This is a genomic window from Spirosoma migulaei (genome assembly GCF_054776855.1).
On the sequence record NZ_BAAHBG010000014.1, the window covers coordinates 117,238 to 140,306 of the forward strand.

Genomic DNA, 23,069 nt, shown 5'->3' on the forward strand with positions numbered 1-23,069 from the left:
TTTCAAAAACGCTTTATTGTTTAACAGATTTTTCAAACACAGAGCCACGGAGAACAAAGAGGAAATTAAATTATTTCTCTGTGTTCTCCGTGGCTCTGTGTTTAAATTCAATCTTACTTTTCTTAACGAGTTATCAGGCAGGAAATTCCATTTCATTTTCCGAAAATTTGCACATAACATCCAGCATTTCGCTGAGTTTTTCGCCGATTGGTGTTAACGAATATTCGACTCTAGCGGGCACTTCCCGAAAATTATCATTTCTGATAATTAATTTATGTAGTTCAAGAAGTTTTAAGCGGTCAGCCAAGATATTATCACTGATATGCTCTAAGTCCTCCTTTAGGGTCGAAAATCGGCTATTCCCTTCTTCTATGCTGAATAATACTTCCGTGAGCCATCGTTTACTCAATAAATGAATAAGCTCATTTAGCCTACATTTCTCTTCCAGAAAAGTTTGGTTATAATAATTCGTGGAGCTTAGTTTTCTCATAACTAGTACTAATTTTTTTAGGAGTAACTCACAATCTTTTACAACTCTTGGCGGTAGCGGTACTTACCTATTCCTTTGTAACAGGGCTCCAACAAAAGGAGTAGATTGCTGACGCTACTGATTTACGTTCTTAAAGTTAGACATTGCGTTTTTAATAGTGACCTATGCAGTACCGAAAATTAGGAAATTCTAACCTCGAGATTTCAGTAATCACGTTTGGTGCCTGGGCAGCGGGTGGCTGGATGTGGGGCGGCACCGAACGAAATGAAGCGGTAAAAGCCATCCGATCCTCATACGATGCAGGCGTAACCTCTATCGATACGGCCCCCGTTTATGGCCAGGGCTTGAGTGAGGAAATCGTAGGCGAAGCCATCAAGGAACTTCCCCGCGATACGATCCAGCTACTCACCAAATATGGCATGCGGTGGGACCAGGCCAAAGGCGACTTTGCCATGAATAGCAAAGGCAATGATGGTAGGCCGCTTACCATTTACAAATACGCAGCCAAGGAAAGTATTATTAACGAATGCGAAGCCAGTCTGAAACGACTGGGTACCGACTATATTGACCTCTACCAAATCCACTGGCCCGATAAAACAACGCCTATTGAGGAAACGATGGAAGCAGTTTCCTTACTGATCGAACAGGGGAAAGTGCTGTATGCGGGCGTTTGCAACTACAATGTGGACCAACTGGCTGAAGCATCCAAGTACATAAATCTGGTCTCTGATCAGGTTCCGTATAGCATGGTCAAGCGTGATATTGAACAGGCTACTCTCCCCTACTGCATCCAAAATAACCTATCCATTCTCGCTTATAGCCCGCTGGAGCGGGGGTTGCTTACCGGCAAGATGAAGCCAGGCTATCAGTTTGCGCCGGATGATCACCGGGCTTCCCTGTACTTTTTTACCGATGAGAACCTCAAGCGCGTTAATGTCTTTCTCGACAAAATCAGTCCGCTTGCCAATGACAAACAAGTTACTGTTGGGCAGTTAGTGTTGAAATGGACTACAGAGCAACCGGGTATTACCATTGCACTGGCAGGTGCCCGAAATGAAAAACAGGCGCTGGAAAATGCGGCTGCTGTCGACATAGACCTCACCCCAACCGAAGTAAGCTTTATTACTACTCAGTTAAATGAACTGGAACTGGTAAAATAAGCGCTTCTTATCGCAGTACTTTACTACTTACAGCATCAGAGTCTGAAGGTATGGCTGAAAAATAACATCGATCAGCGATTATAAATAAACCAGTACTAACTTGTCTTGAAGCACTCAAAAATGGGTGCTTTTTTGTTTTATACTCCTAGTACATTAAGTTGCAACCACAGTTGGTTAACACCCAACGAACAAGTAGTTGTATGATGTTGTTTATAATACAAATCTTCCCATGATTCGTTTGAGTACTACATATACCGGCCTTAGGAGTTCATTTTGCCGATAAGTAACTTCCCGATCAAAGCCCTATCTAGATATCTAGTTAAGAACTTACGCAATAAACAGCGGTGTTTTTCAGCATGAAGTGGCTGAGAAGCATAATGCAAATGAACCGGCGGTTCTCCCTCTCAGTCGAGAGGGAGAAATGGTGCCGTTATTCAGATTAGGTTGGTTTGGAAAGCATAGCGGATATTCTGCTATGCTTTTCTGTTGAATAAAAGCAGAAAAACGCTCTCATTTACTCATAACCTACTGGTTTTCCGCACAAACTACTACATATAAGTTCTCAGTTTGTCAATTTATAAAACAAAGAAACAAGCCCCGTTGAATACGTTTTTGAATCGACCAGGGTTAGGTTAATCCGATCCTGGATGTTGGTAAAGAGTGGCTTTCCGGCTCCCAGAATAACCGGATGAATCGCCAGTTGTACTTCATCGACCAGTCCTTCCCGCAGAAACGAAGCGGTTAGGTCAGCGCCACCAAAGAGCCAGATATCGCTGCCGGGCTGATTTTTAAGTGCGTCCATTTGTGTTCTAACGTCTCCGCGAAGTAGCTCTGCGCCTGCAGCTACCTCTGCAAGCGTATTCGAAAACACATACTTTTTGTAGGCATCAAACGAATAGTTGCTAGCCACTTCGTCGGGGTTGGTTAGAAGCTCGTAGGTTTTACGACCCATAACTAACGCATCAATTCGCGCCAGAAAAGCCGTCATGCCATAATCCTGGTCGGTAAAGCACCAGTCATACTCCCCATTGGGTCCTTCAATGTAGCCGTCCAGGCTAACGGCCACTCCTAAAATTACGTTGCGCATAGTCGTCGGTTCTGAATGATTTAGGCAAAATTGAGGGCAGAAAAATCAGACATCAAGTTGATGACCATAAAATTGTCAGGTATAGAAAACCCCGAACTACCTATACGCGCAGACTGGACCCACTTGTCCGTTTTGCGGACACCTGTTGTCCAGAAACGGACAGTTCAACCAGGTCTGTTTTCTAAAAAATGGCCTTAAATCTACATTCAGAGCACTATCAGCGAGTTGGCACCGCATTTGATCGACATTATCGTATTAAATAACCTCTGCTATGAAAAGGGCCTTTTTGGGAGAGTTTGAAGAGATTGTGCTGCTTACCGTTGCCGTACTGGATGAGAGTGCTTACGGCGTAACTGTTACGCAGGAGATTGAGCAGAAAACCGGACGTTCAGTCGGGTTCAGTACGGTACACACCACGTTGCAACGTCTGGCCGAAAAGGGCTTTTTATCCTCCGAAATGGGCGGTGCTACCGCCGAGCGGGGTGGGCGACGAAAACGATTCTTCGCCGTTACGGCCGCCGGACGAAAAGCCTTGCAGGAAGTGAAGCAGGTACGGGAGGAACTATGGGGAGCACTCCCCCCACAAACGCTGCAATTGATGGGAGGCTAAACTAATGTACAATGAATAATGAGTAATGTGCAATACTCTGTAAATCAGCAGCAATTCCCGTTTACTTTCAGTATCCATTTTACATTATCAATTATCCATTAATCGAATGAAACCGCCCCGCTGGGCCAATTGGCTTCTGGAAACTTTCGGTCATCCCGACACGCGAGAAGAAGTGCAGGGCGACCTGCTCGAACTCTATGCTTATTGGGAACAAACGATGGGTGTGCGACAAGCTCGCTGGCGGTATAGCTTAAACGTTTTGAAACTAATGCGGCCTTTGGCCAAACGAAAATCAACCGAATACCCGACCATCTTCTTTTTAAGTCCTATTATGCTACGCAACTATTTGAAAATCGCGCTGAGGAATCTTGTTAAGAACAAGGCATATTCCTTCATCAACATTGGTGGGCTCGCTATGGGTATGGCGGTGGCAATACTGATTGGCCTCTGGATTTACGATGAACTGTCGTATGATAAGTACTTCCAGAATTACGACCGGATTGCCAAGGTCATGCAAACCGGAACGTTCAACGGTGAGGTGTTTCATGGCGAATATAACCCTGCCCCCATGGGCCCGGAGCTGCGGACGGTGTACGCCAGTGATTTTACCCATGTGATCATGTCCTCCTGGACGCGCGATCATATCCTGGCGTTTGGCGACAAAAAATTCACCAAAACCGGCAACTACCTGAGTGCCGATGCGCCCGATATGCTCACGCTGAAGATGATCAGCGGCACACGGGCCGGCTTAAAAGATCCAGCTTCGATATTATTGTCTGAATCAGTTGCACAGGCGCTGTTCGGCACGTCTGATCCGGTAGGTAAGCTCATGAAGATCGACAATAAACTGGACGTGAAAGTAACGGGCGTTTATGAAGATTTCCCGTACAATACCGAGTTCAGAGATATGAAGTTCATTGCCCCCTGGGATCTGTATGCCTCCTCGGAAGGTTGGGTAAAACGGGCGCAGGACAATGTAGAATGGGGAAACTTCTCCTGGCAGGTATTGGCTCAGATCGCTCCGAATACAACGGTTGATGCGGTGTCGGAAAAAATCAAAAACATACGACTGAAACACAGCCCCGAATCAGCGTTTATCAAGCCAAAGGTATACCTCCAGCCCATGCGTAACTGGCACCTGTACTCGGGCTGGGATAAATCGGGAAACCTGGAAGGGCGGATTCAATACGTCTGGTTATTCGGCATCATTGGCGTATTTGTCCTGCTGCTGGCCTGCATCAACTTCATGAACCTGAGCACGGCCCGCTCCGAAAAACGCGCCAAAGAAGTGGGTATTCGGAAAGCCGTTGGCTCGGTGCGCAGTCAGTTGATCGGGCAGTTTTTTAGCGAGTCATTGCTGGTGGCGGCCTTCGCATTTGGATTGTCTATACTCCTGGTACTACTTATATTGCCTCTTTTCAACGAAGTAGCGGATAAACAGGTCGGTATTTTATGGACCAACCCTGTTTTCTGGCTATCCGGGCTTGGCTTTAGTTTACTGACGGGGTTGATTGCCGGTAGCTACCCAGCCCTTTACCTATCATCGTTCCAGGCGGTCAAGGTGCTGAAAGGAACTTTCCGGGTGGGTCGATTTGCGTCGATTCCCCGCCAGGTGTTGGTGGTGGTACAGTTTACGGTTTCCGTTACCCTGATCATCGGAACCATAATTGTGTTCCGGCAAATTGAGCACGCCAAAAGTAGGCCCGTAGGCTATGACCGAAGCGGCTTGATTACCGTTGCCATGAACACCCCGGAATTACATGAACACTACAACGCCCTCCGCGATGACCTGATCCGAACCGGCGCCGTACTGGATATGTCGACCTCATCGACCCCGGCAACCGATCTGAATTCGCAGAATAGTGGGTTCGACTGGGTGGGCAAAGACCCTGGCTTCAAAGATAACTTTGGCACCATTGCCGTTACGCACGATTTTGGCAAAACAGTAGGCTGGCAGTTTGCTCAGGGCCGCGATTTTTCCCGGCAGTTTCCGAGTGATTCGTCGGGCATGGTGCTGAATGAAACAGCCGTGCGCTACATGGGCATCAAAGACCCGGTAGGCAAGCAGGTTAAGTGGAATGGCAAGCCCTATCGGGTAGTTGGAGTTATTAAGGACATGCTCATGGCCTCACCCTTTGAGCCTGTTTATCAGACGGTGTATGTACTGGATTACGGATGGGCCAATGTCATCAACATTAAGCTCAATCCGAGCCGAAGTACCAGCGAGTCATTGGCCAGTATCGAATCCGTTTTCCGAAAATTCAATCCGGGTAGCCCGTTCGATTATCGATTCACGGATCAGCAGTACGCGTTGAAATTTGCCGCCGAGGAGCGCATCGGCAAGCTGGCTTCGGGGTTTGCCATCCTGGCCATTTTTATCTCATGCTTAGGTCTGTTCGGCCTGGCATCGTTCGTGGCCGAGCAGCGCACCAAAGAGATTGGCGTGCGAAAAGTGCTTGGTGCATCCGTAACTAATGTATGGCTGATGCTCTCCAAAGACTTTGTGATTCTGGTCATTATCGCCTTCGGTATCGCTACGCCCATCGCCTGGTATTTTCTCGGCAACTGGCTCCAGAAATACGAGTATCGAACGGAGCTATCGTGGTGGATTTTTGCTGTCTCAGGAGTGGGCGCCCTCCTGGTTACGTTGCTGACAGTCAGCTTCCAAAGCATCAAAGCGGCATTGATTAACCCGGTTAAATCGTTACGAAGCGAGTAACTGAAGTACCGACCGGGACGGTCGGCTGGACACCCGTTTTTACTAACTGATTCACTGCCGACCGGGACGGTCGGTACTACATTGATGAAACCACCCCGTTTTGCCAACTGGCTCCTGGAGACCTTCGGTCATCCTGACACTTCGGAAGAAGTGCAGGGCGATCTGCTTGAACTCTACGACTATTGGGTGCAGACCTTGGGGGAGCGAAAAGCGCGCTGGCGGTATGGCCTGAATGCACTAAAACTGCTACGGCCTCTGGCCAAATCGAAACAATCTGTAGAGTACCCAACCCCTTTCTTATTGAGCCCAACTATGCTACGAAATTATGTCAAAATCGCCCTCCGAAACCTAACCCGAAACAAGGTTTTTTCGGGTATCAACCTACTGGGATTGTCTACGGGCATTACGGTATGCCTACTGATTTTCCTGTTCATCATGAACGAGTTCAGCGTCGATAATTTTCACAAAAACGGAAAAAGCATCTACCGGGTCATGCGGGGCATGGAGCACGAGGGGAAAGAAGTAGCGGTCTCCTACGTATCGGGACAATATGCGCCCGCCCTACTGACCGACTTTAAGGGCCAGATCACCCAGGCGGTACGGGTAAATCCTACCGATGCTCTCGTAGCTACCCAAGACAAGTCGTTTCATGAGCGGAAAATCATTGATGTTGATCCTAACTTCTTCACGTTCTTCACGTTCCCATTGCTGAAAGGCGATCCGGCGACGGTGTTGTCAGAACCAGCGAGTGTAGTACTCACCGAATCGACGGCCAGAAAATACTTTGGCAGCATCGATAATGCGCTGGGTAAAATCGTTAAAGTCGACAAAAACCTGGCGGTAAAGGTCACCGGTATTGCGCAGGATGTTCCGGCTAATTCTCATCTGGACTTCGATCTGGTAATACCCCTGGAGAACTACAAAGACCGGACCTGGATGACCGGCTGGATCAATAACGGCATTTATACCTACGTACAGCTTGACCCAACAGCTAGCAAAGAACAGGTTGAACGCAATTTCCCGCGCTTCATGGATAAACATATGGGGCAAATCTTTAAGCAATCTGGCTTCCATTTCAATTTATCGCTCACGCCGTTGGCCTCCATTTACTTTGAACAGTCGGCCTTCGATAGCGTAAAGCATGGCGATAAAAAAGTAGTCTATATCTTTTTATCAATTGCAGCCCTCATTCTGCTGGTAGCCTGCATCAATTTCATGAACCTGTCAACCGTTCGGGCCGTGGACCGATCCAAAGAGATTGGCGTTCGGAAAGTATTGGGGGCCATTAAAGGCCATCTGGTATGGCAATTTATTGGTGAGTCGCTGCTGCTGACAACTCTCTCCTGCCTGGTTTCGATTGGATTACTGGCCCTGGTGTTACCGGTTTACAAACAGTTGCTGGGCTACCCATTGAATCTATACGTATATGCGTTGCCGATCGTTCTGTTCCTGATCGGAATTATTGTGGTAGTGGGGTTCCTGTCGGGGAGTTATCCGGCATTTGTGCTGGCGGCCTTTTCGCCCATCCAGGCGTTGAAAGGCAAATTAAGGCTGGGCAAAGGAGGAACATCGTTACGGCAGGTGCTGGTAGTGGTGCAATTCAGCATTTCAATCCTGCTCATGCTGGGAACGGCCATTGGTACCCAGCAAATGAGCTACCTCAAAAACAAACAGCTAGGCTATAACAAAGAGCAAACCCTGGTAATCCCCATCGACAATGAGGATATCTATAACTTCATTCTGAAACATAAACCTGAATTACTTTCACAGAGCCGGGTAGAGTCCGTTTCGATGATGTCGGGCGAACCGGGTGGTTTTTTTGATGGGCATATGTTTGATGTAGAAGCCCATGCGAACCGATGGAAGGCCCGAACGGAATTTGCCGATTTCGATTTTGTAAAAACCCTGGGGCTAAAAATCATTGCAGGCCGGGACTTTTCTCCCCTGTTCCCCACCGACACGGCACGGGCTATCCTGATCAATCGAACGGCGGCTGCCCGGCTGGGCTGGACTCCGGACCAGGCCGTTGGCAAATGGCTTAAAAATACCATGCGCGATAGCACGAACCGGACCATCATTGGCGTGGTGGAGGATTACAATTTCCTGTCTTTGAAAGAAGCGATAGAGCCATTGGTGATTGCGCCGAATGATGACCGGCGGGCGGCTCTGATTCGGCTGAGACCCGGTAACCTGACAGCTACTGTCGAGACGATTCAACAGTTGTACGCCAAAACACGACCGGCTTATCCATTTGAATACCACTTTCTGGATCAGCAGTTCGACCAGATGTACCAGACTGATTTGCGCCAGCAAACGATTATGCAGGTTTTTGCGGGTTTAGCCATTTTCATTGCCTGTCTGGGTTTGTTTGGTCTGGCCTCATTTTCAGCCCAGCAGCGGACCAAAGAGATTGGTGTTCGGAAAGTGCTCGGTGCATCCGTCGGCAGTGTTGTAACGCTGCTCTCCCGAGATTTTCTAAAACCGGTGAGTATCGCCATTCTGGTCGCTAGCCCGATTGCCTGGTATGTCATGAGCCAGTGGCTACAAAACTTTGCGTACCGGGTCGATATTTCGGGCTGGGTGTTTGCGCTGGTAGGGTTACTGGCCATCGGCATTGCCTTGTTGACAGTCAGTTTCCAAAGCATCAAAGCCGCGTTGGTTAACCCGGTTAAGTCACTACGGTCTGAATAACGCGGTGCTTGGAGCACGGAGCAGGGAGCGCGGAGCAGGGCACAAACCGAGCATTACCCTGCACCTCGCACCTCGCACCCTGCACCGTGCCCCCTGCCCCACGCAAAAAAACCATGAAATCAAATCATCGTCAACCACCGCGCTGGGCTACCTGGCTCCTGGAGACCTTCGGGCATCCGGATACCGCCGAAGAGGTACAGGGCGATCTGCTGGAACTCTACGCTCACTGGGTCGAAACGGTAGGCGAACGAAAAGCCAATTGGCGGTACGGCCTGAATGCGTTAAAACTGGTACGGCCACTGGCTAAACCAAAATCTTCGTTGGTATATCCTTCACTTTTTTTCCTCGATTCTGCTATGATACGAAACTATCTTATTGTTGGATGGCGCACACTCTGGCGACACAAAACGCAGACATTTATCAACGTGCTAGGCTTATCCATTGCCTTTGCCGCTGGTACATTACTGTTCTTGACCGCATTTATTGAGTTATCCTACGACCGTTTTAACGCGGATGCAGATCGAATATTCCGCCCTTATTTTTTTCAAAATCGGAGTGAAGGCATTCGAAAAAATGTTGGCATGGCTTATCCGATGGTTCCGACCTTAAAGAAAACGTTTCCGGAAATTGAACAAGCAACCCGATATGCAGAAACATCGGGAACAGTACAATATTGGGGTAAAGAGTACCATAAGGATGTCCGAACAGCAGATCCCAACATGTTAACTCTATTTTCGCTACCCATGCTGCAGGGAGACGCTAAACAGGCCCTGAATAACCTGAGCGATATTGTTATTAGTGAAGATATGGCCAGAGACATTTTCGGAAAAGAAAATCCTATCGGCAAAACAGTGCTGGTTAAGGATTTTGGCGAGCCTAAGCAATTTATTGTAACGGGTGTTGTTGCGAATCCAGTCCCGACTTCATCCATTACCTACGATGCGTTTATCCGTACCGAGAATCGTCCAAATTATGCAGAAGATAAAGACAATTGGTCTAACGGCAATCACCTGGTCTATGTGAAACTGCGCCCGGATATTGACCGGGCAACCATGGAACAGCGCTTAAAACCATTTATCCAGACCTATTTTCAGGAAACGATCCGTGATCTTTCGAAAAATGGAGCACTGGCGAAACAGAAGAACGATGCGTTAAGTCTCCGCTTACAACCACTGCTGGATGTACACTTCAATACCGAACTCACCGAAGGCCTAAGTCCCGGAAAAGTGTATACCTACACGCTGCTGACCATAGGTCTTTTAATTGTGCTGATTGCCAGCATCAACTTCATCAACCTGGCATTGGCCCGCTCATTTACGCGGATGCGGGAAGTCGGTGTACGAAAATCGCTGGGTGCATTGCGCATACAATTGTTCTCTCAACTTTGGAGCGAATCGCTGCTGACCTGTTTCATTGCTTTATTGATTGGGCTAGGTTTGGCGGTCTGGCTCCTCCCCGATTTCAACACGTTATTTAACGCCCAATTGACACTGGATTACTTAAAGAATCCGATCAGTTGGGGCATTATTCTGGCCGGTTTCGGATTGATCGCATTCATATCGGGTGGGTACCCCGCCTGGGTTATGGCTCGTCTATCGACGGTCAAGGTTCTGCGGGGGCAACTCAAAACGGGCAAACCCGGTTCGTTACGAAATAGCCTGATCAGCCTACAATTCATCATCGCCTGTGTGCTCATTACCAGCACCTTCGTTGTTCTTCGCCAAATTCATTATTTGCGCGACCAGCCTTTGGGATTCAATGAAGATCAGGTAATCAGTATTCCCGTAGATCAGGACCTGAATGGTTCCCGTTCGCTGGAGCGATTACGAAACCGGCTCGCCACTAATCCAAATATAGTATCCATCAGCGGTACGGCAATTAACGTTGGGAGTGGTCTCGATGGCGGATATGGCAAAAGTACAATGGGGTTCATGCACAAAGGCAAAGAGGTGACTACCAACTGGGTGCGAATTGATTACGATTACCTGAAAACGCTGGGTATCAAGCTACTGGCGGGTCGGGATTTTAATCCTTCCTACGCTACTGATTCCATCTCCAACGTCATTGTCACTACCAGTATGGCTCAAAAACTCGGTGTTAAAAATCCGGTCGGTTCATTCTTTCAGGCGGGTGCTGAAAATACCACGTACCAAATCGTAGGACTCATTCCTGACTTTCATCTATACGACCTCCGAAATAAGTTGGAAGCTGTTACGCTATACATGAAAAAGAATGATCAAATCAGGTACATACTGGTACGAGTGACTCCACAGGGTATGGTATCGGCTATGGAGGTGCTTAAACATGAGTGGCCGAAAATCGCCCCAAAGACAGAATTCCTGGGCTCATTCTTAAACGAAAATACGGATCGTTGGTATCGCAAGGAGGAACAGTTGTCGAAAATGTATGGCATTGCAGCTGGTATTGCCATTGCCTTATCCTGCCTGGGGTTATTTGCCATTGTACTTCTGTCGACTGAGCAGCGTACCAAAGAAATTGGCATTCGCAAAGTACTGGGCGCATCGGTGATGAGTGTTGTGACCCTGATCTCGAAAGACTTCCTCAAGCTGCTACTTATTTCGATTTTAATTGCCTCGCCGATTGCTTGGTACGCTATGAGTCAGTGGTTACGGGGATTCGCTTACCGCATTGATATTGAGTGGTGGGTACTAGCTGGATCAGGTTTGTTAGCTATCGTGATTGCTCTGCTAACGGTCAGCCTCCAAAGCATAAAAGCAGCCATGGTAAATCCAGTGAAATCATTACGATCTGAATAGCGCGGGGCAGCGTGGGGCAGGGAGCAGGGCACAAACCGAGCAGTACCCCGCACCTTGCATCCTGCTCCGTGCGCCCTGCCCCACGCAAAAAAACCATGAAACCGAATCATCGTCACCCACCCCGACCCGTCGGACCCCGCTGGGCCACCTGGCTCCTGGCGACCTTCGGTCATCCTGACACATTGGAAGAGGTACAGGGCGACCTACTGGAACTCTATGACTATTGGGTTGATACAGTGGGTGAGCGAAAAGCCAATTGGCGGTATGTGCTCAGTGTACTCAAGTTATTAAGACCATTGGCCAAACGAAAAAAGACAAACAATTATCCAACAATCTATCTATACAGCCCAACTATGATACGTAACTATTTCAAAATCGCCTGGAGGAATCTGCTAAAATATAAGCTTTTTTCCTTCATCAATATAATTGGATTAAGTCTCGCTATTCCGTCCGCGTTGATGGCCTTAATTCAGATCGTAAATTATTACGAATACGATAATTTTCATCAGGACAGCAACCAGATAGTTCGAGTAATAACCGACGAAAAACAGAAAGAGGGAGAAATAACAAATTGGGCATCAAGCCCCGTTCCGTTAGCCAACCACATCAAAAAAAATCTCGTAGCCATAGAGAATTCAGCAACTGTAGTAAGAGATTTTAAATGGGTATTAAGTAATGGTATAAAAACAAAAAATATAAATGCTATTTATGCCGATCCTTCTTTTTTCCAACTCTTTACATTCCCATTAGAAAAGGGAACTTATCCAGTCGACCCTAAAACCATTGTGCTCACCCAAGAAACAGCCCAATGGTTTTTTAGAGATGCAAATCCCATCGGCAATTTTCTTGAACATCCGAAGTATGGCAGTTTTAAAATCGTTGGAGTGTTAAAGCCATTCAATCAGAAAAAAACGCAGTTCAAAACCGATGTAATACTACCCATTACTGATTATTTAACTATCAGTGGCAATGCAACGGATTGGTCCACGCTAAATGCGCACACATTTTTAAAGTTATCAAAAGGAAGAACTTCCCTCGACCTTGATAAGCAACTTGGCAAGATCTCGACAGAAATCAATAAATTAATTGAACCGACGGCAGGTAAAAGCCTGCAGTTCAAAGCACAAAACCTGGTCGATATTTCACCGGCAAAGGAAATATTACAAAATGACCCTTATGTTCAGGATATCAGAAGTATCTATATAAATTTTGGATTTCAGTTGATTATCATTTTACTGGCCTCCTTAAACTACATCAATCTTACACTTGCCCGATCTATGAATCGAAGTCGTGAAGTAGGTGTAAGAAAAGTAATGGGTGCCACAAAACCTCAGCTTATTCTTCAATTTTTGATCGAATCCGTACTGGTTTCTTATCTAGCACTGGGTATCGGTTTATTTTTATTATGGTTTATAAAGAATCAGGTTCATGTTTCCTGGCTTACCTGGGATATTGACCATTTGGGCTACCTAATCCTGTTGTTTTTCGTTTTCAACCTGATTTTGGGTTTGGTAGCCGGTGCCTCTCCAAGCCTTATTTTAGCTTCCTATCAGCCGGTAAACGTGCTTAAAGGCACAATTTCACCCGCAAGCTTTGGAAAAATAGGTTTTCGAAAATCATTAATTATTGTCCAGTTTACCATCGCTTTAGTTTATATATTTTTTATTGGCCATACATTTCATCAAATAAATTATATGGCCAACGATAATGAAAATTTTCGGCGTGATCATATACTCAATATAAACCTGTCAGGAAATCAGAACAAACGATTTGCCGCTGACATAAGTACCATTAAAGAAGTGCAAAAAATAGGCTACACGTCTCTCAATTTTGGCATTACCCCCTCGTATTCAGGCATTAAAAAAATCAAAAATGAGGCATCAAAGCCAACATTTTATTATGCGGTCGATCATAATTTTATCGAAAATATGGGTCTGCGAATTGTGGCAGGAAAAAATCTGATTGCCAGTAATTCAGACGAAGCGTCACCTATGGTTGTGGTCAATCAAAAGGCTGTAGAAAATCTTCAACTGGCTTCTGAACAGGAAGCAATAGGAAAACTCATTCTATTAAATGATACACTTTCCGTAACTATTATAGGTGTTGTTGCCAACTTTTGCCATTACGATTATGAGCATAAAATAGAGCCTATCGTTTTCCAGTACCAGCCTTCCTTATTTAAAGTGATGTGTGTAAAAACCAGCGCTGTTAGTGATCGCATTTCGCTCGAAGCTACGATAAAAGACCTGTGGAAAAAACACAATCCTTATCTGGAAATGAACGCTTCATGGCTGGATATTGATATGTACGAGCGTTATTATCCATACGAAGACATGCAGTTTGCGGGCATGGTAAGTATTGTAATTTTTGTGATTGCCATATTAGGCCTTATTGGCATACTTACCTACAGTTTAGAAAAACGAACCAAAGAAATCGGCATTAGAAAAGTAATGGGCGCTACCACCGCTGAAGTAATAAAATTGATGTCGGCTGATTTCATTAAACTACTGGCCATTGCCGCCGTAATAGCCATTCCACTTGGAATAGCCACCGCATTATTTATGAATAGTTATCTCGTATTTAATAATGGGATAGGTTATTTGACCATGTCTTTATTTCTATCCATTGTTATAGGTGTTGCCTTAGGAGCGGTGGGCTATTTTTCATGGAAAGCGGCCCAAACCAACCCAGCAAAAACATTGAAGGCAGAGTAATGTGTATTGAGTAAAAACCATGTATCGCAATCAACCGCCCCGCTGGGCCGCTAAACTTTTAAGTTGGTGGGCCGACCTTGATTCTTTGGAAGAAGTTGAAGGCGATCTACTGGAGCTCTACGACTATTGGGTAGAAACGGTAGGCGAGCCAAAAGCCAATTGGCGGTACAGCCTCAATGTACTAAAACTGTTACGGCCACTGGCCAGACCAAAATCTCAAACCGAGTATCCTTCACTTTTTCTATTGAGTCCTGCTATGATACGCAATTATGTAAAAATCGCCTTTCGCAACCTCTCCAAAAGCAAGGGGTATTCCTTCATCAATATCACCGGTCTGGCCGTTGGTATGGCTTGTACAGTATTGATATTTTTAGCAGTCAGACACGAAACGAATTACGATAAGTACCACACCAACGGGAGTCGAGTTTACCGGGTTGAAGGCGAAAATATCAAAGAAAAGCACAGCTATCCAGGTACGTACACCGGCATGGCCAACGCCTTACGTACCGACCTGCCCGAAGCAGAGTTGGTTGTTCCCCTGCTCCAGATTGGAGGCAGCACATTTGCCGTGCCTAACTCCGATAAACGCTTTAAAGAGTCATACGTATTTGCGGGCAATGAATTGTTTCATTTGCTGGATTATCAATGGATAACCGGTGATCCACGTACTGCGCTGTCGCAACCCAATACCGTCGTCCTGACGCGTGCCTATGCCGAAAAGTATTTTGGCACCACCGATGTACTCAGCAAAACGATACAGCTCGATAACAAGCAGGACTTGCTGGTGACCGGTGTGCTGGAAGACCATCCAACAACAACCAGTTTTCCGTTCGATCTGCTGGTTTCGTTCCCCACGATCAAAAACACCAACCCGGATCTGGACCTCAATAAATGGAATGGCTGGAATGACAATTTTCAGGTATTTGTGTTACTCAAAAACGGGGTTAACCCTGCCCAATTAACCAGGCGTTTTCAGCATATAATCGCCAAATACATGGGTAAGGAAGCCCTTGCCGACAAACGCTTTTTCCTGGGCCCGTTATCCGAAATTCATTATAGCGCCAATCTGGGAGGCCGGTCGGCCAATCTGCCTTTGCTCAGGACGCTGTCGTTCATTGGCTTGCTGGTGCTGCTGATTGCTTGTTTCAACTTCATCAATTTAAGCACCGCTCAGGCCTTCAAACGGGCAAAAGAAGTAGGCATTCGGAAAGCGGTGGGGAGTAATCGCGGGTCGCTGATTTACCAGTTCCTGACGGAAGCCGGTCTGATTACGTTTCTCTCCGTTCTGGTAGCCATCCTCCTAGCCTGGATTACGCTACCGACGATGGCCAATACGCTGGCAGTCCCCCTGAAAGCTCAAGATTTATTTACCTGGCAAACCGCTCTCTTCGCCCTCGCGCTGGCAGGTCTCACAACGTTACTGGCGGGTGTTTATCCAGCGTTCCGGCTATCCGGCATGGCGCCAATCTGGGCCTTAAAAAACAATACGTTAGCGCAGGGGAAACAATGGTTTACGTTGCGCCAGGGGTTAGTGGTGGTTCAGTTTACGGTTTCGCTCATCCTCATTAGCAGTGCCTTACTGATCAATCAGCAACTTACCTTTTTCCGCAATGCAGACTTGGGGTTCAATAAATCGGCCATCATTACGGTTGGATTGCCTGACAATAAACCAGAGAAATTGCAGACCCTTCGCAATCAACTGATCGAATCGCCACAGATCAAGGACGTGAGTTTCTCCTTCAACAGCGCATCGGCAGAAAGCAACTGGATGCAGGGCATGGAATACCGGGAAGGTGCCAAAGCCAAGTGGCTTCAGATCAAAACCCAGATGAAAATGGGCGATTCGCACTACCTGGATACCTATGGCATTCAGTTGTTGGCGGGAGAGAAACTGAAGGACACGGATACGTCCTCAGCTTCTTTTAAAATCATTGCCAACGAGGTATTTATCAATCGGATGGGCATTAGCCGTCCCCAGGATGCCATTGGGCAGCGCGTGTTTTACGGCAATGGCCAGGAGTTTGCCACGATTATTGGGGTTGCGAAAAACTTCAATGTCAACTCGCTGCATCAGAAAATTGACCCGACCGTGATTCAGGTCGTACCAAATAATTTTTACCAGGCGGGCATCAAACTACAAAGTGAACAACCCACCGCCGAGACTGTACAGGCAGCGTTGGGACAGATCGAAAAGGCCTGGATAGCCACTTTCCCCAATCAGGTATTTGAGTATAGCTTTCTGGACGACTCGTTGGCACAAGCTTATCAGTCTGAAATCCGAACGGCACAACTTATTGAAGTCTCAACGTTTTTAGCGGTTTTAATTGCCTGCCTCGGCTTATTTGGGCTGGCCACGTTTACGGCCGAACAACGCACCAAGGAAATTGGCGTTCGGAAAGTGCTGGGAGCCTCGGTTGGCAGCCTTATTACGCTACTCTCCAAAGACTTCCTGAAACTGGTAGGGGTTGCCATTATTATTGCCTCCCCTATTGCCTGGTACGCCATGAGCCAGTGGCTCCAAAATTTCGAGTTCAAAGTGGAAATCAAGTGGTGGGTGTTTGTCCTGACGGGTTTGTTGATGGCGGTCATTGCGCTGCTGACGGTCAGTTTCCAGAGTGTTAGAGCAGCACTGGTGAATCCAGTACGCTCCCTTCGGTCGGAATGAATAATGGACAATGAATAATTCTCCCAGACTGATCATGACCGCACGGTTCCATTATTCATTGTTCATTATTCATTTTACATTATGAAACCGAACCGTCGGACCCCACCCCGCTGGGCCAACTGGCTCCTGGAAACTTTTGGCGACCTCAACACACTGGAAGAAGTGCAGGGTGACTTGCTCGAACTCTATGCCTACTGGCTAGAAACGGTAGGTGAACGACGCGCCCGCTGGCGGTATGGTATGAGTGCATTGAAATTACTGCGACCGCTGGCCAAATCAAACCATTCAATCGAATACGAGACACCCTTTTTTCTGAGTTCTGCTATGATACGCAACTATGTAAAAATCGCCTTTCGCAACCTGGTTAAGAACAAGGGCTATTCGTTTATTAACATTGGTGGGCTGGCCGTAGGTATGGCGGTAGCCATGCTGATTGGCCTGTGGATGTATGACGAATTATCGTACAACAAATTCCACCAGCATTACGACCGTATTGCGTGGGTGATGCAGAATCAAACGGAGGACGGGCAAGTGTATACAAATTACAGTAATCCGATTCCGCTGGAAGCTGAGCTTCGTCGCAAGTATGGTGACTCGTTTAAACACATTGTGCTTGCGTCATGGACAGGAAGCCATATTCTGTCGGCTGGTGATAAGCTATTTACCAAAAGTGGGAATTTTATGCAGCCCGACGTTCCCGACATGCTTACCTTAACCATGCTGAAAGGAACCCGAAGCGGACTACGCGAACCGGCTTCAATTTTACTCTCCGAATCGGTGGCTAAAACCTATTTCGGCGATTCAGATCCGGTAGGAAAACTGATGAAAATTGATAACAGACTGGATGTAAAAGTAACGGGCGTTTATCAGGACTTGCCGCACAATTCAGATTTTAAGGATTTAGCCTTTATTGCCCCCTGGGATTTGTACCTTAACAGTAAGGAGTGGCTCAAACGGTCAAAAGACTTCTGGGATAATAATTCGTTTGAGATTATTGTCCAAATCGCAGATCATGCCGATATGGCGGCTGTGTCGGCAAAAATAAAAAATGCCAAGCTGGACAATGTTGACAAGAGCCTTCTTCAACGGAAGCCCGAGATTTTCCTCCACTCAATGAGTCGCTGGCATTTGTACTCAGACTGGAAAAATGGAATCAATACCGGTGGCCGAATTCAGTACGTATGGTTGTTTGGCATTATTGGCGTGTTTGTTTTATTGCTGGCCTGTATCAATTTCATGAATCTGAGCACGGCACGTAGTGAAAAACGGGCCAAAGAAGTGGGGATTCGGAAAGCCGTAGGTTCGGTACGTAGTCAGTTGATCAGCCAGTTTTTCAGCGAGTCATTGCTGGTAGTAGCGCTGGCATTTGGTTTGTCGTTGCTGCTGGTACAACTCATTCTACCAGGCTTCAACGATGTCTCCGATAAAAAGCTGGCTATTTTGTGGACAACGCCCTTATTCTGGCTTTTAGGGCTCGGGGTCAGTCTGCTCACCGGCTTAATTGCAGGCAGTTACCCCGCCTTCTATTTGTCTTCGTTCCAGCCCGTAAAAGTCCTCAAAGGTACTTTCCGCATAGGCCGTTTTGCCGCCATTCCGCGCAAAGTATTGGTGATCGTTCAGTTCACGGTTTCCGTTACATTAATCATCGGCACCGTTGTGGTTTTTCGTCAGATTCAGTTTGCCAAGAACCGCCCGGTTGGGTATAGTCGTGCTGGTTTAGTGATGGTCGAAATGACGCAGGAAGACGTGCATACTCATTTTGAAGCGATTCGGGATGAACTAAAAAATGCGGGCGCTATAGCCGAAATGACCGAATCGGGTAGTCCCGCAACAGGTGTCTGGCAAACTCAATACGGGTTTAGCTGGAACGGCAAAAATTCAAACATACGCACCGATTTTGGAACGATTTTTATCACGCACAGTTTTGGCAAAACGATGGGCTGGCAGTTTAATGAAGGCCGTGATTTTTCGCGAGACTACCCGACTGATTCATTGGGAATAGTACTGAATGAAGCAGCTGCAAAATTTATGGGGCTTAAGAATCCAGTGGGTGAAATCGTGAAGTGGGAAGGGAAATCCTGGAAAATTCTGGGAGTCATCAAGAACATGGTCATGGAATCGCCATACGAACCCGTTCGACGGACCCTGTATATGATCAACGATGGCTCGGGCAACGTCGTGACGCTCAAAATAAACCCCACCCAAAGTGCCGCCGAAGCCTTACATAAAATCGAGGCTGTTTTCAAAAAATACGCCCCGGCCGTTCCCTTCGATTACAAATTTGTCGATAAGGAATACGCTAGAAAATTCGGCAACGAAGAGCGTATCGGCAGACTGGCCAGTTTCTTCGCGATTCTCGCCATTTTCATTTCGTGTCTGGGCTTATTTGGGCTGGCTTCCTTCGTAGCCGAGCAACGTACCAAGGAGATTGGCATTCGGAAAGTGTTAGGCGCTACGGTAGGAAATCTCTGGCAAATGCTGTCGAAAGACTTTGTCGTTCTGGTACTTATCTCCTGCCTGATCGCGACTCCGCCAGCCTGGTATTTGATGGACGAATGGCTACAGAAATACGACTACCATTCCGAACTATCCTGGTGGATTTTTGCCGCTACTGGACTGGGAGCCTTGGCTATTACATTACTGACTGTCAGTTTTCAAAGCATCAAAGCCGCGCTGATGAACCCGGTGAAGAGTTTACGCAATGAGTAAGTGTAGTGAGTTCGATGGATTTGACAGACTCACTACACTCATTGCCCGTATTTCATGCCTCTAACAATTCATTCCTGCCAGCGGTTATGCTTCTGTTTGTTAACCAACTGACTTATTGACGATGAGTAACAACGAAGCAGCGCTTACCGATGTACACGATAAGCTGGCGCTTACCGAATTGGTGAATCGCCTGTTTATGTACACCGATGCCCGAAACTGGCAAGGCTTAGTTACGGAGGTTTTTACGCCCGATGTGTACCTGGATATGGAATCGAACGGAGGGCCTCCACCGGGAATCGTGAGCGCTCAAGCCATTACAGATGGGTGGCATCAGGGGTTTCTGGGTATCGATGCGATTCATCACCAGGCAGGGCATTACCTTATTACAGTCAATGGCGATCAGGCCAATGTGTACGGGTATGCCGTGGCCACCCATTATCGGACGGCTGCCCTACATGGTAAAACCCGGACATTTGTGGGCAGTTACGACATCAAAGCCGAGCGAACCGACAAGGGCTGGCGGTTAAACCAGTTGACATACAACCTCAAATACGCCGACGGAAACGCATCCCTGCAATAACAGCCTAGTTCCTGACCGAACCAGATTGATCAAACACGGCTATTTGTACTCAATTTTTTTATCCGCAACTTGCTGCCTTTCTACGACCAGGCGGCAAGCATATGAAATCGATTTCCCTGTTTTTGTTCCCGATACTCATCGGATTTCTTTATCCGGCCAATCATCTTGAGTTCGCCCATAAGGTATCCACTACTGTTCCCAGAGCCAGTAAAATCCTGACAGGAGCCGATCAGCTCTCCGCTTACCTTCCTTATCTTAAGGGGAAACGTATTGGGATGGTGGTTAACCAAACCTCCATTATCGGCAACAAACCGAGTGTCGACAGTCTGGTGAGCCTGGGGGTAAACATTGTCAGCATTTTTGGTCCTGAGCACGGTTTCCGGGGGAATGCCAGTAACGGGGCTAAGGTGGACGACGCTGTCGATACTAAAACCGGTATCCCCGTTGTTTCGCTATATGGAAAAAACAGGAAACCAACTAAAGAACAACTGGCGAATATTGACCTGATGGTTTTTGATATTCAGGACGTGGGTTGCCGATTTTACACCTATATCAACACACTGAACCATGTGATGGAAGCCTGCGCCGAAAACAATAAAGAGTTGATGATTCTGGATCGTCCCAATCCAAACGGCTTTATCGTTGATGGCCCCATACTCGAAAATCACCTTCATTCTGGAATTGGGATGCATCCTATTCCCATAACACACGGATGCACCATCGCTGAATTTGCCCAGATGATTAATGGTAAAGGCTGGGGAGGAGTCGCTAAAACGAATCCGTGTAAACTGAAGATTATTAAGCTAGCTAACTATACGCACGATACCCCTTATACGTTACCGATATTCCCTTCCCCTAACCTGAATACCCAGCAATCAATTATGCTGTACCCTAGCACTTGCTGGTTCGAAGGAACGATCATCAGCCAGGGTCGGGGAACCTATATGCCTTTTACTGTTTTGGGAGCACCCGCCCTGAAAGGTATTTACTCGTTTTCATTTAAACCAGTCAGTCTCAAAGGTATGAGCGAAACGCCTTTGCATCAGGATACCGACTGCTATGGGCTTGATCTACGAAATTACGATACCAACATATTCCGCAAAACGAAACAACTCAATCTGAAATGGCTAATGGAGTTATACAAAGCCTACCCCGACAAAGCCCGTTTTTTCGATACGAGTTATAGCTCACAAATTGGTAATTTCAATTTCCGAAGTGGTAACGAAGCTCTTAAAAAGCAAATCATTGCGGGCGTTTCCGAAAAAGAAATCCGCCAAAGCTGGGAGCCGGGTTTATCGTCCTACAAGCAAATGCGGAAGAAGTATTTGATTTATCCTTAACAGGATTATTAACCACAGAGGCACAGAGAAAGGCGATTGTTAATTGCTCGCGCTTTACAACTCTGTGTTCTCTGTGCCTCTGTGGTTAATAACACAACTATTGGATTTTAGCCAGCCACAACGATGCATTGATGTGCAAAGCCGGGTGTGATGGTATAGCCCGATGGCGCATCGCCCGACCAGCCATTGAATAGCCTATCGTTGGTATCGTCCGTTCCATCGTCGGCGGGTGAACTATCGCCAATCAAGACAATGCGCTGACCAGTTGTCTAAGCGCAGGGAGATGAGGACGGAATATGGTAACCGCTTGAACAAAGCCACTGAAAATGGATAGATGACACCGCGCATAGTTAGCAGGCAATTGAATCACCAACTGATTTAGTTGGATTTCGACAGCGTCAATAGAATTTGAGTGAATTCGGCTAAAGAGAGCGGATGACGGACAGGCTTTTTGGCCCGATTAACCTCCCAGGTAAACGTAACGAGGTAATAAATATCAGCTCCCCGACTAGGTGTTTTATCTTCGCCGAAGTACTCAATTAATAGCAGTCGTTGCGGATGCAGCTTATACTGGTTCACCAATTCGGTCGCCAGAGCATCCACAACATTGGTAGCATTTCGGCTGTTCTCGGGCCAGGTAGCAATGACAATCTGCAACTTCCGATCCATCCGAATCAAACATGAGCTTACAGAATGATTGGGTGCCTGAAAGACCAATACACATTCCTCCATAAGAAAGAGAGTTCGTGAAACTTAAGAGAAATGAAACAAAATAGCCACTTGCCAGCGACAAATGGCTATCAATTCCACATCTGGATTAGAGATGCATTTCCAACTAAAATTCACTGTAAGGCGACCTATTGGCTACTGGACTTTCACCAGTTAGCACGCTGAAAGACAAGGGCGAATTTCGCACATGTACGTCAATTCGTACTCCTCATTTCAATTAGAAAAACATTAGAAAAATATTAGAAATCCTGTAGAGCCGAGACAGATCATAGGTAGCCCCCCGAACGATTACATGTATTGGGCACTTAGTGTGAACGCTGGTGATGCTTAGTATCTGTAGCGCCGATCAGCCAAGGTAAACCAAATGACCATTTTGTCAATTCTGGCAAGTCTCAGCAGAATCCATAAAACTCTGAAATTCTGAGGCTATCTCTACGGATAATACCATATCAAACTATAAATCGTGAGGCTTTTAATTCTGCATAAATGCTCACAATAAACTATATTATATCTGACAATCAATAGATTAATTTATGTTATAATTTCTGGGTACACTATTTTTTCTGCAACTATATATCTCAATGTACCACAAAGAATCCCGTTGTTTTCTCAACTAGTCTGTAAAAAAATTACCCCTGATAATAAATCAGGGGTAGAGAATAGAACTAGCGGACACTAGCTTTTATAACGGGACTATAATTGTATTTTGCCACGGCTGTTGTTCGAACGCCAACCCTCAGGTTAAACGCATTTAAATCTTGAGTAGCATCCTAATTAGGTATTGATCATCCCATCCCG

The 23,069-nt window shown here is 46.6% G+C and carries 14 protein-coding genes; 10 read left to right on the forward strand and 4 right to left on the reverse strand.

Annotation, left to right across the window (positions count from 1 at the left end; translation table 11 throughout):
* Positions 1–133 precede the first annotated feature (133 nt).
* Positions 134–490 (reverse strand): winged helix-turn-helix transcriptional regulator, encoded by a 357-nt coding sequence (locus ACYVGO_RS18385; protein ID WP_142772084.1) that lies wholly within the window; start codon positions 488–490, stop codon positions 134–136.
* A 164-nt stretch (positions 491–654) separates the two neighbouring features.
* Between ACYVGO_RS18385 and ACYVGO_RS18390 the strand changes: the two genes are divergently transcribed.
* A complete protein-coding gene (locus tag ACYVGO_RS18390; protein WP_460970496.1) occupies positions 655–1,650 on the forward strand; it encodes an aldo/keto reductase in 996 nt (331 codons plus the stop codon).
* A gap of 562 nt (positions 1,651–2,212) precedes the next feature.
* On the opposite strand, the gene ACYVGO_RS18395 is transcribed toward ACYVGO_RS18390, so the two are convergent.
* The gene (locus ACYVGO_RS18395; protein ID WP_460970497.1) at positions 2,213–2,737 is read right to left on the reverse strand and encodes a dihydrofolate reductase family protein; all 525 of its coding nucleotides are present in this window, start codon (positions 2,735–2,737) and stop codon (positions 2,213–2,215) included.
* A gap of 271 nt (positions 2,738–3,008) precedes the next feature.
* Between ACYVGO_RS18395 and ACYVGO_RS18400 the strand changes: the two genes are divergently transcribed.
* From ACYVGO_RS18400 to ACYVGO_RS18440, 9 genes are all read left to right on the forward strand, one after another.
* Positions 3,009–3,347, forward strand: coding sequence for a PadR family transcriptional regulator (locus ACYVGO_RS18400; RefSeq protein ID WP_460970498.1), 339 nt, complete (start codon positions 3,009–3,011; stop codon positions 3,345–3,347).
* A gap of 106 nt (positions 3,348–3,453) precedes the next feature.
* Complete coding sequence (locus tag ACYVGO_RS18405; protein ID WP_460970499.1) at positions 3,454–6,066, forward strand: ABC transporter permease; 2,613 nt, start codon at positions 3,454–3,456, stop codon at positions 6,064–6,066.
* Positions 6,067–6,150: 84 nt separating this feature from the next.
* On the forward strand, positions 6,151–8,757 hold the full coding sequence (locus ACYVGO_RS18410; RefSeq protein ID WP_460970500.1) for an ABC transporter permease: 2,607 nt from the start codon (positions 6,151–6,153) through the stop codon (positions 8,755–8,757).
* Positions 8,758–8,870: 113 nt separating this feature from the next.
* On the forward strand, positions 8,871–11,534 hold the full coding sequence (locus tag ACYVGO_RS18415; protein ID WP_460970501.1) for an ABC transporter permease: 2,664 nt from the start codon (positions 8,871–8,873) through the stop codon (positions 11,532–11,534).
* Between the two features lie 95 nt (positions 11,535–11,629).
* Positions 11,630–14,248 (forward strand): permease prefix domain 2-containing transporter, encoded by a 2,619-nt coding sequence (locus ACYVGO_RS18420; RefSeq protein ID WP_460970502.1) that lies wholly within the window; start codon positions 11,630–11,632, stop codon positions 14,246–14,248.
* 19 nt (positions 14,249–14,267) lie between these two features.
* Positions 14,268–16,913, forward strand: a complete 2,646-nt coding sequence (locus ACYVGO_RS18425; protein WP_460970503.1) for an ABC transporter permease — start codon at positions 14,268–14,270, stop codon at positions 16,911–16,913.
* Between the two features lie 81 nt (positions 16,914–16,994).
* Positions 16,995–19,622, forward strand: coding sequence for an ABC transporter permease (locus ACYVGO_RS18430; RefSeq protein WP_460970504.1), 2,628 nt, complete (start codon positions 16,995–16,997; stop codon positions 19,620–19,622).
* A gap of 121 nt (positions 19,623–19,743) precedes the next feature.
* Positions 19,744–20,202, forward strand: a complete 459-nt coding sequence (locus ACYVGO_RS18435) for a nuclear transport factor 2 family protein (protein ID WP_460970505.1) — start codon at positions 19,744–19,746, stop codon at positions 20,200–20,202.
* 101 nt (positions 20,203–20,303) lie between these two features.
* Positions 20,304–21,542, forward strand: a complete 1,239-nt coding sequence (locus ACYVGO_RS18440) for an exo-beta-N-acetylmuramidase NamZ family protein (protein ID WP_460970506.1) — start codon at positions 20,304–20,306, stop codon at positions 21,540–21,542.
* 107 nt (positions 21,543–21,649) lie between these two features.
* On the opposite strand, the gene ACYVGO_RS18445 is transcribed toward ACYVGO_RS18440, so the two are convergent.
* Together ACYVGO_RS18445 and ACYVGO_RS18450 are read right to left on the reverse strand one after the other, a co-directional pair.
* Positions 21,650–21,790: a hypothetical protein gene (locus ACYVGO_RS18445; RefSeq protein WP_168207712.1), complete on the reverse strand. Its 141-nt coding sequence runs from the start codon at positions 21,788–21,790 to the stop codon at positions 21,650–21,652.
* A gap of 130 nt (positions 21,791–21,920) precedes the next feature.
* Positions 21,921–22,274, reverse strand: coding sequence for a hypothetical protein (locus tag ACYVGO_RS18450; protein WP_460970507.1), 354 nt, complete (start codon positions 22,272–22,274; stop codon positions 21,921–21,923).
* Between the last annotated feature and the right edge of the window lie 795 nt (positions 22,275–23,069).